Annotated in this window: 10 protein-coding genes and 3 pseudogenes; 10 read left to right on the plus strand and 3 right to left on the minus strand. The window is 68.6% G+C overall.

The annotated features are described in order from the left end of the window. Positions 1-135: 135 nt before the first annotated feature. The 5 genes from RLT58_RS35600 (at position 136) to RLT58_RS35620 (ending at position 4,807) form a co-directional block, all read left to right on the plus strand. A complete protein-coding gene (locus tag RLT58_RS35600; RefSeq protein WP_311314864.1) occupies positions 136-1,374 on the plus strand; it encodes a ParA family protein in 1,239 nt (412 codons plus the stop codon). Beyond that, positions 1,371-2,399 carry a ParB/RepB/Spo0J family partition protein gene (locus RLT58_RS35605; RefSeq protein WP_311314865.1) on the plus strand — a complete coding sequence of 343 codons (1,029 nt, stop codon included), beginning with the start codon at positions 1,371-1,373 and terminating at the stop codon, positions 2,397-2,399. Before RLT58_RS35600 ends, RLT58_RS35605 begins: the two co-directional genes overlap by 4 nt. 254 nt (positions 2,400-2,653) lie before the next feature. Further along, entirely contained in the window at positions 2,654-2,968 is a 315-nt protein-coding gene (locus tag RLT58_RS35610) for a beta/gamma crystallin domain-containing protein (protein WP_399132059.1), read from the plus strand. Positions 2,969-3,253: 285 nt separating this feature from the next. Next, the gene (locus RLT58_RS35615) at positions 3,254-4,162 is read left to right on the plus strand and encodes an FG-GAP repeat domain-containing protein (RefSeq protein WP_311314867.1); all 909 of its coding nucleotides are present in this window, start codon (positions 3,254-3,256) and stop codon (positions 4,160-4,162) included. 84 nt (positions 4,163-4,246) lie between these two features. Then, positions 4,247-4,807 carry an FG-GAP repeat domain-containing protein gene (locus tag RLT58_RS35620; protein ID WP_311314868.1) on the plus strand — a complete coding sequence of 187 codons (561 nt, stop codon included), beginning with the start codon at positions 4,247-4,249 and terminating at the stop codon, positions 4,805-4,807. Between the two features lie 87 nt (positions 4,808-4,894). Here the strand turns inward: RLT58_RS35620 and RLT58_RS35625 are convergent. Beyond that, positions 4,895-5,468, minus strand: a pseudogene (locus tag RLT58_RS35625) (transposase); the annotation flags it as partial. A gap of 488 nt (positions 5,469-5,956) precedes the next feature. Next, entirely contained in the window at positions 5,957-6,313 is a 357-nt protein-coding gene (locus RLT58_RS35630; RefSeq protein ID WP_311314869.1) for a beta/gamma crystallin domain-containing protein, read from the minus strand. A gap of 162 nt (positions 6,314-6,475) precedes the next feature. On the opposite strand from RLT58_RS35630, the gene RLT58_RS35635 reads away from it, so the two are divergent. The 4 genes and pseudogenes from RLT58_RS35635 to RLT58_RS35650 all read left to right on the plus strand — a co-directional run. Next, on the plus strand, positions 6,476-6,706 hold the full coding sequence (locus RLT58_RS35635) for a hypothetical protein (protein WP_311314870.1): 231 nt from the start codon (positions 6,476-6,478) through the stop codon (positions 6,704-6,706). Positions 6,707-7,242: 536 nt separating this feature from the next. Beyond that, positions 7,243-10,434, plus strand: a complete 3,192-nt coding sequence (locus RLT58_RS35640; protein WP_311314871.1) for a family 78 glycoside hydrolase catalytic domain — start codon at positions 7,243-7,245, stop codon at positions 10,432-10,434. A 76-nt stretch (positions 10,435-10,510) separates the two neighbouring features. Then, positions 10,511-10,879 (plus strand): hypothetical protein, encoded by a 369-nt coding sequence (locus tag RLT58_RS35645; protein WP_311314872.1) that lies wholly within the window; start codon positions 10,511-10,513, stop codon positions 10,877-10,879. A 9-nt stretch (positions 10,880-10,888) separates the two neighbouring features. Then, positions 10,889-11,181, plus strand: a pseudogene (locus RLT58_RS35650) (Tn3 family transposase); the annotation flags it as partial. A 53-nt stretch (positions 11,182-11,234) separates the two neighbouring features. On the opposite strand, the pseudogene RLT58_RS35655 reads toward RLT58_RS35650, so the two are convergent. Continuing rightward, positions 11,235-12,436, minus strand: a pseudogene (locus RLT58_RS35655) (FAD-dependent oxidoreductase). A gap of 258 nt (positions 12,437-12,694) precedes the next feature. Between RLT58_RS35655 and RLT58_RS35660 the strand changes: the two are divergent. After that, positions 12,695-13,333: a TetR/AcrR family transcriptional regulator gene (locus RLT58_RS35660; RefSeq protein WP_311314873.1), complete on the plus strand. Its 639-nt coding sequence runs from the start codon at positions 12,695-12,697 to the stop codon at positions 13,331-13,333. The last annotated feature ends 498 nt before the right edge of the window (positions 13,334-13,831 follow it).

The raw sequence follows: 13,831 nt of genomic DNA on the forward strand, positions 1-13,831 counted from the left end.
AGCGCTCACCCACGCCCTCAGGCCACCCCAAGCCGCCCTCCCCTGCCCTCCACCCGCTCTCCACTTAGACTCGACGCTCACTCAACTAACGTGTCGGACCCGAAAAGGATCACCGATGTTAGTAAGGTGTCCGTCATGACTTCGCCCTCCCCCGGCGACCGCGAGAAGGTCGTCTCCAAGCTGCCCTCGGTGCTGCAGCAGGACCTGAAGATCCGGGCCGCCCAGCACAACATCGATATCCAGCACGCCGTCGAGGCCGGTATCGAGGCCTGGCGGAGGCTCGGCTCCAACCTCTCCCCCATCGACACCGCCGGCGCCAAGTCCTTCTCCACCTTCCTCCCCGACGGACAGTGGGACGGATTCCGTACGGACTGTGCGTCCCGCGGTGTCTCCCTCATCCAAGGACTCGCCCAGTCCGTGATGATGTGGCTCGAGACGAACCCGGCGCCCACCCTCGTACGTCCCGAGCACCCCAAGCGCATCATCACCTGCAACCAGAAAGGCGGCGTCGGCAAGACCGCCATCGCCGCCGGCACCGGCGAAGCCCTCGCCGAGGACGCCGACGCCCTTCACCCCGTCCGCATCTCCAAGCACTTCGCGGCCGCCCTGTCCGAGGACGAAGAGCCCTCGCCCCTCGACTACGAAGACCTCCCCGGCCTCGGCCTGCGCGTCCTCCTCGTCGACTTCGACCCGCAGTGCCACCTCACCAAGCAGCTCGGCCACCAGCCGCTGCCCATCGAGGGCGACAGCCTCACCAAGCACATGGCAGGCGAGGCCAAGGGCCAACTCTCCGACCTCGTCGTGCCGATCGAGGACCCCCGCTTCGGCGACCGCCTGCACCTCCTGCCCGCCTGCACCGACGCCTTCCTCCTGGACGTCAAGCTGTCCGGGGTCCGCGCCCGCGAAGCAGCCCTGGAACGAGCCCTGTCCGCCATCGAGGCCGACTACGACGCCGTCATCATCGACTGCCCGCCCAGCCTCGGCCTGAGCATGGACGCAGCCGCGTACTACGGCCGCCGCCGCCAGGGCGAAGCCCCCGGGAACTCCGGCGTACTCGTCGTCGTCCAGGCCGAGGACAGCTCCGCCGACGCCTACGGACTCCTCACCTCCCAGATCGAGGACCTCCGCAACGACATGCACCTCGAACTCGACTACCTCGGCATCGTCGTGAACCACTACGACGCCCGCCGCGGCTACATCGCCACCTCCTCCCTCAGCTCCTGGATGGACATAAAGGATCCGAGGGTCGTGGGCGTCATCGGAGACCTCAAGGAGCAGAAGGAGGCGGTACGCGTGAAGCAGCCCCTGCTCGCCTACTCCCCCCGCTGCGACCAGGCCGTCGGCATGCGCGCGCTCGCCCGGGAGATCTCATGACCAAGGCATCCCGGCTCGGCACCGGCTCCTCGTTCGGCCAGACCCAGTCCATCAGCGCCCGCCGCGCCGCGATCAACGAGGTGTCCGCGGCCCCCACCGAGGGAGCCCCTCCCCCGGTCAAGCTGCCCGTCGACGTCATCAGCCTCAACCCGGACAATCCGAGGTCCGACCTCGGCGACCTCACCGACCTCGGCCTCAGCCTCCGCGACCACGGCCAGAAGACCGCCATCAGCATCATGGGCCGGTTCGCCTATCTCGAAGGCAACCCCGGCCGCGAGGACGACCTCGAACCCGGCACCAAGTACGTCGTCATCGACGGCAACTCCCGCCTCGCGGCATCGCGCGAAGTCGGCCTCACCGAGATCAAGGTGATGCTCGACGACGACCTCGGCAGCAACCCCGACGAGATACTGGAATCGGCCCTCGTCGCCAACATCCACCGCCAGGAGCTCAACCACCTCGACGAGGCCAGGGCCCTCGAACAGCTGCTGAGGATCCACGGCACCCAAGAGGCCCTGGCCGCCCGCCTCCACCGCTCCCAGGGCTGGGTCTCACAGCGGCTCGCCCTGCTGACCCTGACACCGTCCCTCAAGGAGAAGCTCCAGTCCGGCGAGGAATCCGCGGCCACCCTCCGCCAGGTCGGCAAGAAGAAGCCGGAGGAACAGGAAGCCCACCTCCAGCTCCTGAAGGCCAGCAAGGCCAGCAAGGCCAGGAAGCCCCACGCACCCAAGCAACCGCCGGCCGGCTCACCGAAGACCGAGGAGCCCGGGGCACCCGCCGAACCCGCCGATTATTACGGCGTAATAATGCGGGACGCCGAAGATCTCCCCCAGCAACGCTCGGACGGCACCAACGGCACCCCCGCCCGACTGCCCTCGACGGACCCCCACACCCTCTCCGACCTCATCATCGCCCAGCTCGACGTACCCACCCGCCGAAAGCTGACGGAGCTGCTCGTCGACTACAAGATCGAGGAATCGAAGCGGATGAGGGCAGCGAAGACCCCGGCTCCCGAAACCAAGTGACCCCGGCCGACCGGCCGTCGAAGAGCCGACCGGCTCGGATTATTACGCCGTAATAATCCGAGCCGGTCGGCCCACACCACCCTCCACCCCACCAGACAGGTGAATCTCCCACGGCGCAGTCCCGCCTGCCGCAGCGCCGTCCAGGCTCCCCGGCTGTGGCGCGACGTCACCGACACAGCGAGGCCACGCGCTTGGGCTCGCACGAAGGAGAAACCGTGATTCTGAAGGGCAAGAGGGTCCTCGGCTCACTGGCCATGGCACTCGCCGCAGCGGCCTCGTTCACCGTCGCCGTACCCAGCGGTTCCGCCTACGCCATCGACCACGTCGAATGCCGAGGCGGCGAGAACTTCCTGAAGATCTGGTCGCACAGCGGCGGCCAGCAGAGCGTCGACTGCTACGCGAACGCCGGCCGGACCAACTTCGGCGGCTGGTGGGTCGACAAGATCTCCACCGGCAACAACGACCTGATCTACTACGACGCCAACGGCGACTCGGTCAGGATCGCCCGCTGGACCGAGATCACCTTCCCGAACCTCCCGCCGAAGGTGAACTCCATCGAGATCCTCTGACCCGGACCACGGGGGAGCCCTGGATTATTACGCCGTAATAATCCAGGAAGCCGAGGAGGTGCCCCAGCACCTCAAAGACGGCCACCGATCACAGTTGTAGAGTCTGAGAACACCCGGGAAACGCCCACACGCTGCACGTAACGCAGCCGTGAACGCGTCTCTCCCGGTTCCACCACTTACCCCTGGGGGGCTTTGTCTTCTGTGGAACCCGGCCGTTCCGCTCCCGTGCGTTCAAGACGCGCGCGACGGACAGCGGCCTGCACCGCACTCGTTCTCTCCGCTGGCATGCTGCTGGCGGTCCCGGCTCCGGCCTCGGCCGACGACGCGGCACCGGCCCAGCCGGCGGCCGCGCCCGCGAAGCCGCGCCTGGACGTGAACGGCGACGGTCACAGCGACCTCATGTACCGCGGCCTGGACGGCGTCCTGTACGTCAGGACGAGCGCCAACATCGCCTATCCGTACACGATCCGCAGCACCGACACCTCGGAGATGCCCAAGGACATCATCGCGCCCGGCGACCTCGACGGCAGCGGTAGCCCCGAGATCCTGACACTCTCGGCATCGGGCACACTCTCGCTCTTCGAGAGCGCGGGGGAGGAGAGCACCGGCAAGGTCCGCTGGTCGGGCACCGGCTGGCAGAAGTACAACAAGGTCATCTCGCCGGGCGACTTGAACGGCGACGGCCGCAGTGACCTGCTCGCGCGCACGCCCTCCGGCGACCTGTACGAGTACACCTCCACCGGCAAGGTGGACAGCGCGCCCTTCAAGGCCGGTGTCAAGGTGGGCTACGGCTGGGGCTCGTACGACCAGATCGTCGGCGCCAACGATGTCAACGGCGACGGCATCGGCGACGTCGTCGCCCGTACGCCCGGCGGTGACCTGTACTTCTACGCCGCCACCGGCGACCCCGCGAAGCCGCTCAAGAAGCGCGTCAAAGCCGGCTACGGCTTCGACATCTACAACCAGCTCGTCGCGGCCGAAGACATCAACGGTGACGGCCGGGGCGACCTCATGGCCCGCACACAGAACGGCGACGTCTACACCTATCGCTCCAACGGCTACGGCGGCTTCCGGTATCGCGTCGCCGACACCTTCGGATGGAGCAAGGCGGCGCAGTTCGTCGGCGAGGGCGGCAACCCGGACTATGGCAAGCGCGAGCTCGAAGGCCGCACCAACGCCGGCCACCTCTGGTGATACCAGTCCAAGAACAACGGACAGTTCGCCCCACGCACCAGCGGCAACGAGAACGGCGAGCCCAGCGGCGGCGGCAACCTGGGCATGCGGGGACTCGCCTCCTCCTTCGACAACGACGGCCAAGCCGATCAACTCTGGTTCTACCAGGGCCAGCTGTTCGCCGGCGGCAACTTCATCGGCCTCGGCTGGCAGGTCTACGACAGCCTGACCGGCCCCGGTGACCTGAGTGGTGACGGCAAGGGCGACCTGTACCTCTACAAGGGCAACGGGCTCGGTACGAAGTTCGCGGCCAAGGCCAAGGTCGGCTACGGCTTCAACACGTACAACAAGATCGTCGGCGCCGGTGACCTCAGCGGTGACGGCATCGCCGACGTCGTGGCCCGCGCCAAGGACGGCACGCTCTACCTCTACAAGGGCACGGGCAACGCCGCCACACCGCTCAAGGCGCGCGTGAAGATCGGCACCGGCTTCAACATCTACAACAAGTTCGCCGCACCCGGCGACATCAACGGCGACGGCAAGGCCGACCTCGTCGGCGTCGACGCCAAGGGCGACCTGTACCGCTACACGTCCACGGGCACCGGCAAGATCACCAAGCGCGTCGAGATCGGCTACAACTTCAACATCTACAACGACCTCTTCTGACCACGCCGTTCGGCCGCCTCCCCAACAAGACCAACAGCACCCCCGTTTCCTGCACCGGCGAATTCCAGCAGTCGTTGCAACACGTGGTCAGTGTTGGGCAGCCGTGAGGAGTGTATGCAGGCGCTCGGCTGGGGTTTCCCAGTCGAGCGTTTGCGTGGCCGGCCGTTCAGCTCGGCGGCCACAGCGTTGAGACGATCACGGCTATGGAGCGACAGATCGGTGCCCTTGGGGAAGTACTGCCGCAGCAGGCCGTTCGTGTTCTAGTTCGAGCCACGCTGCCAAGGGCCGGCAGGGTCTTCATCGCGTCCACCAGCGCATCGCGGACCACCGCGGTTCCGCGCCATTTAGTCGGGTGGAGAAGCATGACGTAGCGGGTAGACCACTCGACCAGGGTTCCGGTCGCGGAACCCTGGCCCTTGCCGATGATGAGGTCGCCTTCCCAGTGCCCGGGGACGCCGCGGTCAGCGACTTCGGCGGGGCGGTCGCTGATCATGACCATCTGCTGGTAGCGGAGCTGGACCTGGCGGCGGGGCTTGCGGCAGGCCCGGCCGGTGCGGCGAGCCTTGGCCAGTTCCCGGCACAGTGCCCCTTGCCCCTGGACGTAGAGGGCCTGATAGATCGTCTCGTGGACCACGCGCATCTCCGGCCGATCGGGTAAGTCCTCGCCGCGGCGGACTCCGTACGAGCGGACACCGCGGTGGCGGAACAGCGGTCAGCCGCCGCCGGACACCCCCCAACGCACCGGACACACCGGGCCCGTTCGAGTCGGTCACCTAGGCCGCCGGCATGGCGGCCGCCGAGGAGCGTGCCGAGAGGATGGAGGGCACGGTGCCTGTCGTGCCGCCGCGACCGGTGCGGCCGCCCCGGCCCGCATCGCCGCCCCTCCCACGGCATCTCGTCACCGGCGGCCGCCCGGTTGACTCGCCCGCCGGGGCACACGCCGCTGAAGCCCTCGGTCCCGAACCCCGGCCGAGCGTGATCCAGAGGAAGCGGGCCGGCGGCAGCCGCACCCCAGCGGCTGGAACGTGCGGCGTGATCGCACGGTATGCGCCGGGCTGGTAAACCAGGGTGATCAGCTGCGAAGCGAAGGGGCTGGATGTCACGCTGTGATCCGGCCCGGCGTCGCCCGCCGGGCCGGATTTCGGGGCGTCAGTTGATGTGCAGGTTGGTCACCAGGCCGTAGGCCTGGGTCTTGGACTCGTGCTTGCCGAACGTGTGACGGTAGATCCAGCCGTCGCCAGGTTCGTAGTCGAAGTAGCCCGCGTTGTTCCCGCTGCTGAAGTTCTCGACACCGCCCTGCCCGATGTGCAGGTCTCCCGCGTTGGCGAAGCAGCGGTTGGTGCCGGTGCCGTTGGAATTACGGATGCCGAGATGAAAGTACTGCCCGCCGAAGTCGACCTGGCACTCGAAGATATTGACCTCGTTCGTCGCGTGTGCGGGGACGGCCCCGCACAGCAGTGCGGCCGTCGATGCCGCGACGACTAAGGTCGCTCGCCACTTCTTCATGGGTGGCTCCTTTCGGGATAGCTTGGCGATCATGGTAGGGATTCGCATCGCGTTCTGCCTGGCGAAGGAGGAATCCCTCCTGTCGCCGACCTCCACCCCGTCCAGCACGTCCGCACCCACCTCGCGGGCCTCGGCGCCGCCGCCGCAGCTGCGGTCAGGGGCATGGCCGACCAGGACCGCGTGTGGCTCGGCGGACTGGCGAAGTACCTCCAACGGCCGCCCACCGCGAGGGGGATGACCTTCGGAGTCCCGGAAGACGAGACCAGCATGACCAACCTGGTCTTCTCTCCACCGGTGTGTGAACGCCGCACCCTGACCGACGCCGCAGCGGTCGTCCTGGACGGCCACGTCGAGCGGCACACGACGTGGTCAACGTCATCGTCCACGACGTGAACCCGCTCGACGTGCCGGCCCCCTCCGCCGACCGCCGCCGATACCGCAGATGAAGTCAGAGGCCGGAGCGCCCCGGGGCAGCCGTGCGCCGTATCACCGGCCGCTCCAGGTGCCGTGGCCGGGATGTGCCGAGCCGGGCGCCGACTTCGCGGTCCGGGTTCGGAGACGGGGGAGCGTGGCTCCTGCCGGCAGATCCCGATGTCTCCGCTCGCGCCGGCGGCGACGGCAGCGACTTCGGTGATCTTCCACCAGGCCGTCCCCGTCCTGCTGCACCCCGCCGCCCGCACCCACCCGCAACGACCCCAGTGCGTACCGGACGGACGACCGTGTCCCTGCGCGAGACAGGCGGCGTCCGGGTGGGGCGGGATCGCGCGGCGCAGCTCCCGCGGGGTACCCGGCATCTTTGTGGCTCTTCCAATGGTGAATCGTTTCATGTATGAACACAAGCAGTCACTGCACGTGTATTGACCCTTGTGACACCGACTCCCTAGCCTCCGAGAGGCTCATATGAATGCATTCAGAAATGAGGGCGTACCGTGTCCGAACTCATCTCCCGGCGCAGGCTGCTCCAGGTGTCCGGTGCCGCGCCGGTCGCCCTGGCGTTGGCCGGCCCCGGTACGGCCGTCGCGGGCGAAGGCCCCGCAGCGCGGCACGCTCCCACCAAGCTGCTCACTGATCTGCTGCCCCAGGGGCTCGGGGTCGCGGCGCGGGGGCAGCCTCGGCTGAACTGGCAGGTCCCGGATCTCGGGACGCAGACGCGGCAGCGGGCATACCAGGTCCAGTTCGCGACAACGCCGGACGGCCTCGACCGGGGTCGGCTCGTCTGGGACAGCGGCAAGATCACGTCGGCCGCGTCCACGGCGGTGGCGTACGCGGGGCCGGCTCTGAAGCCTCGTACGGCGTACTGGTGGCGCGTGCGGTGCTGGGGAGAGCGGGGACGCGGGGCGTCGGCCTGGTCGCGGCCGGTGCTCCTCGCCACAGCCGTGGAGGACAAGTGGACCGCGGAACCGATCTGGGTGCCGTCCGGGCCGACGCTCGGCGACGGCACGTTCAGCAGCCGCGTGCGGATTACCTCGGAGGCGGCGGGCCTGTGGTTCCGTGCCCTCGACCCGTCGCACAACTACCTGTGGCAGCTCCGGGCCTCCCACGAGGCGGGAGTGCTGCGCAAGCACATCTGCGTCGACGGCACGTACACCGTCCTCGGCGAGGTGACACTGCCGTTCGCCGTCGACTCCGGCCAGTGGCTCGACCTGTCCGTGACGATGAAGGGCAACACCTTCACGACCCGGATCGGAGACACCCTCGTCGACACGACCGTCGACGGGCGCTACGCCAAGGGCACCGTCGGCCTGCGCAACGGCAGGACGGAGGCGCAGGTCTACGACTTCGTGCGCTTCACCGACGCCGACGGCGTCGTGCGTCTGGAGGACGACTTCTCGACGGACAAAGGCACCTTCGGCGCGGGAACCGTCATCGACGGCCATCTCGCGCTCACCGGAGGAGAGTCCTCCCTCGCCGCCTACGGCCCCGACAACGCCTGGGCCCTGCTTCGGCACACCTACCGCCTCACACCCCGCAAAGAGGTCGCGGCCGCCGTGCTCTACGTCGCCGCCACATCTCCCGACCCGGCCCGCCAGTACGTGGCCAAGGTCTTCAGCAACGGCCACGTCGTCGCACACGCCTCGGTGCGCGCCGCGAGCGGTGTGGCCTACCAGGCGTTCGACATCACGGCGACGGTGCGTGCCGGACGCACCAACGCCATCGCGGCGCTCTGCCACAGCACCAAGGACAGGGCGTTCCTGGCCCAGCTGGAAGTGACCCACACCGACGGCACGCGCACGACCGTCGCGACCGGCAAGAGCTGGAAGGCCTGTCGCCAGGGCGGGCTCCTGCCGGACCGGGGGAGCATGGGCACGGGGTTCTACAGCGCGCCGCAGGAGTACTGGGACATGCGGCACGAGCCGGTGGGCTGGACCGGGCCGGACTTCGACGACCGATCCTGGACCGCTCCCGTGACCCGGCCCGCACTCGCCGGCCTCGCCCCGGCACTCCTGGAGCCCGTGCGGCTGCACGATGTGGAACCGGCCGCGGTCACCGAGGTCGCCAACGGGCGGTGGCTGGTCGACCTCGGCCGGGAGATCGCTGGGGGCCTCTCGCTGGAGACGACGGGCCGCGACGGGGCAAAGATCGAGGTGCGTCTCGGCGAGGAGCTCCAGGCCGACGGTACCGTGCGTGACGTCCTGCGCGGCGGCAACACCTACCGCGAGACGTGGACCCTGCGGGACGGACCCCAGCACATCGAGCACTGGGGCTACCGCGGCTTCCGCTGGGCCGAGCTGCGCACCGACCTCGACCTGTCGCGGGCCACGGTGCGCGGACGGGCGTGGAGGCTCGACTGGGACGACGATGTCGTGTCGTTCGACAGCTCGAACCACGACCTCAACCGGGTCTGGGAGCTGTGCCGTTGGTCCATCGAGGCGACGCGCGGCGATCTCTACCAGGACACCCCGACCCGGGAACGCGGCCCCTACGAGGGCGATGCCTTCGTCAACCAGCTCTCCGAATACGCCCTCCAGCGTTCCTACGCGCTCGCCCGCCGCTCGAATGCCTACCTGGTCCGCAAGGGAACCTGGCCCACCGAATACCGGCTCATGTGCGCCCTGTCCGCGTGGGAGGACTACCTGGCGACCGGCGACGACCGGCAACTGGCCGAGGACTACGAGCTGCTCGACGGCAAGAACCTGACCCGGTACCTCGGCGATGACGGACTCGTCCACAAGGAGCCCGGGCAGAGCAGCGCCGCCCTGTCCGACCTCGTGGACTGGCCCGAGACGAACCGTGACGGCTATGTCTTCACCGAGGTCAACACCGTGGTGAACGCCTTCCAGTTCGCAGCGTTCGAGGCCCTCGCCCGCTGCGCCGACGTGCTCGGCCGCACCGGTGACGCGGCACTGCTGCGTCGGCGGGCGGAGCGGCTCTCCGAGGCGATGCGCACTCACCTCCTCGACCGTTCCGCAGGGCGCTTCACCGATGGCGCGGGCACCGCGCACAGCGCGCAGCACGCCACCGCCTTCCCGGTCGCGCTCGGCGTCACCGACGCGCTGCCCGACGCCGTGCGCAGGGACCTCGGCGCGACGCTCGCCGCAGGCGGCATGCGGATGAGCGTCTACGGAGCGCAGTTCCTGCTCGACGCGCTGTTCCGGCTCGGCCGCGCCGACGCCGCGTTGTCGCTCCTGACGTCGCGCGGAACCAGTTCCTGGCTCCACATGCTCGACGGCCTCCACGCGACGATCGTGACGGAGGCGTGGGATCCGGCGCAGAAGCCCAACATGACCTTCTCGCACGCCTGGGCCTCCGCACCGGCCAACGCCATCGCCCGGCATGTCCTCGGAGTGCAGGTCACCGACCCCGGCGCCGCGGGCTTCCTCATCCGGCCCAGAACGGGCAGCCTCAGGGACGTCAAGGGCACGGTGCCGTCCCTGCGCGGAACCGTCTCCGTCGCCCATCACCGCTCCGGCGATGCCCACTCCCTCCAGGTACGCCTGCCACCCCACACCCACGCGGCGGTGGAACTGGAGATCGGCAAGGCCCCCGCCGCGTCCTACGAGGCGATGACCGCCGACGGACTCCGCAGCGTCCACCTGACCGCCCGCACCGACCTGACGGGCATCGTCCTACGGCTCGACCGAGTGGAGGCCGGTACGACCGTGATTCGACGCCGCCGGTAGGCGCGCTGCCCGGTGGGATATGCGCCGTCGCAGCCGGCGGGGCCCTGCGATCTGTCAGACCGTGAGGTCGTCACTCTTGCACGGAAGGCCGTACGGGAGCATTCCGGCGGGGAGAGGGCATGCCTTCCGCAAGCGACACGAGGGCCCGGGCAACGTCGTCTTCTTCTCCGACGTCACCCTGCGGCTCGAGAATCAGGGCAGGAACTGGGCGGACTTCCGCGCCAAGTGCGAAGCCGTCATCGACGAACTCATCAACATCCCGGCCCCGCAGCTCTACATGACGCCCGCTGACGTCGAGCACCAGGCCGTCCCCGTTCCCGAGGACGTCTCAACGCTCCTCGGCCAGCTGCGCGAGCGCCTGGACGCCGACGCACCTGCGACCAGGGCGCGGGCGCACGAGCCGGATGCCCGTACACGGCTCCACCGGCACGCACGCCGTTACTGAACAAGCCCCCAGGCGTACCGTGACGGGATGGAGGACCAGCTCGGCGCGCTCGGTCTGGTCCTCAACGCCATCGTGGCTTCTGGACCTCGAAGTACATCGACGCCGCCGTATAACAACTTCGCGCCGAGGGCCACGAGATCCGCGACGAGGACATCGCCCGACTGTCCCCGCTCAAGCACCGCAACCTGAACCTGCTCGGCCGCTACAGCTTCACCGCCTCGACTCCGGACGCCGGCGCCCTGCGACCACTGCGTGACCCGGACATTCTGGATCTGGATGAGGATGACGACTGCGGGGCTTGATCGCAGCTATGTTCAGTTGGAGTCGTTGTCCGGGTCGCCGGGGAACCGGGTGCTCATGAGTCGTTCCGCTGGAGTCGTTGTCCGGGTCGCCGGGGAACCGGGTGCTCATGAGTCGTTCCGCTGGAGTCGTTGTCCGGGTCGCCGGGGAACCGGGTGCTCATGAGTCGTTCCGCGCCACCTTCAAGGAACTTGGCCGTCTCGTTGGCGCGGGGGAGCATAGTGGCCTCGTAGGCGCGGATGGCGTCGGCGACGGTGTCGTTGCCGACAATGGCCAGGGCGAGTTCGCAAGCGTCGAGCATGGCGTAGTTGACGCCGACACCGAGCGGCGGCATGAGGTGGGCGGCGTCGCCGAGCAGGGTGACACTGGGGTTGGAGTCCCAAGTGGTCGGGACGGGCAGGGCGAAGATCGGACGGTCCACGTAGCAGCCGTCGTTATCGCTGATGAGACGGCGCAGGGCGGGTGACCAGGCGGCGTACTCCTCAAGGAGTCGGGTCCGGATCGCGGCGGTGTCGTCGATGGTCAGGCTGCTGTCGGCGAGCCAGCCTGCCGGAACACGGCGGATCAGGTACACGCGGATGTGGCCGCCGCCGTTGCGCTGGGCGAACATGCCGCGCTCGCCGTCGCCTGCGGCGGCGCTGCCCTGGCCAACGAGTTCGGCGAGCTCGGGGTGGCGGGAGTCGATGTCGTCGAACCAAGCTTCCAGGAAGCTGACACCGACGTGAGCGGGGACGGCGGACGTCAGGACCGGCCGGACCCGGGAGAAAGCCCCGTCGGCGCCGATGACCAGGTCGGCCTCGACGGTGGTGCCGTCGGTGAAGTGCAGCAGGCGCGGGCCGTCCTCGGGTCCGCTGACATAGTCGAGGCCACAGCCCCACTGGACGTTTCCAGGATGGACGGAGTTCAGCAGCAGGTCGCGGAGCACGCCCCGGTCGATCTCAGGTTTGAAAAGCTCCCCCTCGGCGGGAACCTCGTGATCGACGATCTCGCCTGATGACGCCATCTGCCGCATCTCCTGCCCTTCGGGGCGGGACAGGGCGAAGAACTCATCAAGGAGACCGGCCCGCGGAGCGCGATCTGGCCGTCGTCCTCGTGCAGGTCCAGGGAGCCGCCTTGGTCGCGGGCTTCAGGGCCGCTGTCGCGGTCGTAGACGGTGGCGCTGATGCCGTGCTTCTGAAGGATGCGCGCACAGGTCAGGCCGCCGGGGCCTGCTCCGATGATGGCGATGCGGGGGGTGGTACGGGTACGGGTGTTCATAGTTGCACTCCGAACGATGAGGTCGAGTTGTCGCTGGTCGCGGGCGCTGGACGAGGGCGCAGGGCCGGCTGATGCCGACCGCGGTGGCGTTGCTGTCCTGCCCCGTGAGCGGCAGTTCCGCCTTCTGTACGAGGGGGAGGGAGGGAGGGAGGTGGCCGGTTGGTGCGTCACGGCCACCGCTTCAGGAAAACACACCAGAACAATAAATGCAACAACTCTACTTTTGGAGCAACGCTACTATTGGAGTATGGTGGGCGCATGCCCGACACCACCGCACAGAACAACGCCGCACCAACCCTCGTCGGCCGCCGCGAACGCAAGAAGGCGGCCACTCGGCAGGCCATCGCCGATGCCGCCCTGCGCTTGTTCCTGGAACGTGGCTACAACAACGTCGGCATCCGAGAGATCGCCGATGCTGCGGACGTATCGACCGCCACCCTGTTCAAGCACTTCGCAGTCAAGGAAGCACTCGTCTTCGACCGCGAGGCCGACCTCGAATCCGGCCTCCTGGCCGCCGTGCGCGAGCGCCCCGCAGGACAGTCCGTCCCCGACGCCCTGCGTGAGCACGCCCTCCACCATCGACGATCAGGACCCGATGCTGATCCACGCTTCTCCACCTTCCTCGACCTGGTCAACAGCACTCCGGCGCTGCGCGACTACCACCAGGCCATGTGGCTGCGCCACACGGCCGCCCTCGCCTCGGCCATCGCCGAGGACGACGGACTCCCAGCCGACGACCCCTCATGCACCGCCCTGGCCCACTTCGCCCTCGAAGCCCCACACGCCGCCCGCACACACTCCGACCCCGACCAGGTCGTCACAGCCGCTTTCGACCTGCTTGACCACGGCTGGCACGCACTCACCCGCAGGAGAAGCGAAGGCACGCGCGCGCACTGAGCGGGGTCTGAGCAACATCTCTGTCAGATCGTGCGCTAAGTGCTCGTCGGCCCTGGTGGGCGGCATGCGCCGCGACGGCCTCCGTGGGTTGGAGCCCGCTGTGGATTTCCCGGTGCAGATGGGGGCTGGTGAGGTAGTCGCATGCGGCGGGGTATAGCCGCGTTCCGCCAACATCACGTGGTGCATCAGGCCGATGCACCACCAGCCCCCCTGGTACCGGGGCTAACCCGCGTAGCGGGTTCGGGTCCTGGAGGCGAAGCCGGAAGGGCCCAGGGGGTGGAGCGAAGCGGAACCCCCTCTGATGCCCCGCCAAAGGGCGGGGCATCACAACTCCGTGACACACCAACAACAACAAGCCCCGCGAAGCGGGGCCCCTTCACTGGTTCCTTCCGCTTCGCTCCAGGAACCCCCGTGCGAAGCACGGGCGGTGCGGGGAGCGAAGCGAGCCGTGCCGGCCCCCGCGAAGCGGGGGCCTTCGCTTGCCCATCGCGAAGCGAT

This window comes from Streptomyces sp. ITFR-16 (assembly GCF_031844705.1).
Lineage (GTDB): Bacteria > Actinomycetota > Actinomycetes > Streptomycetales > Streptomycetaceae > Streptomyces.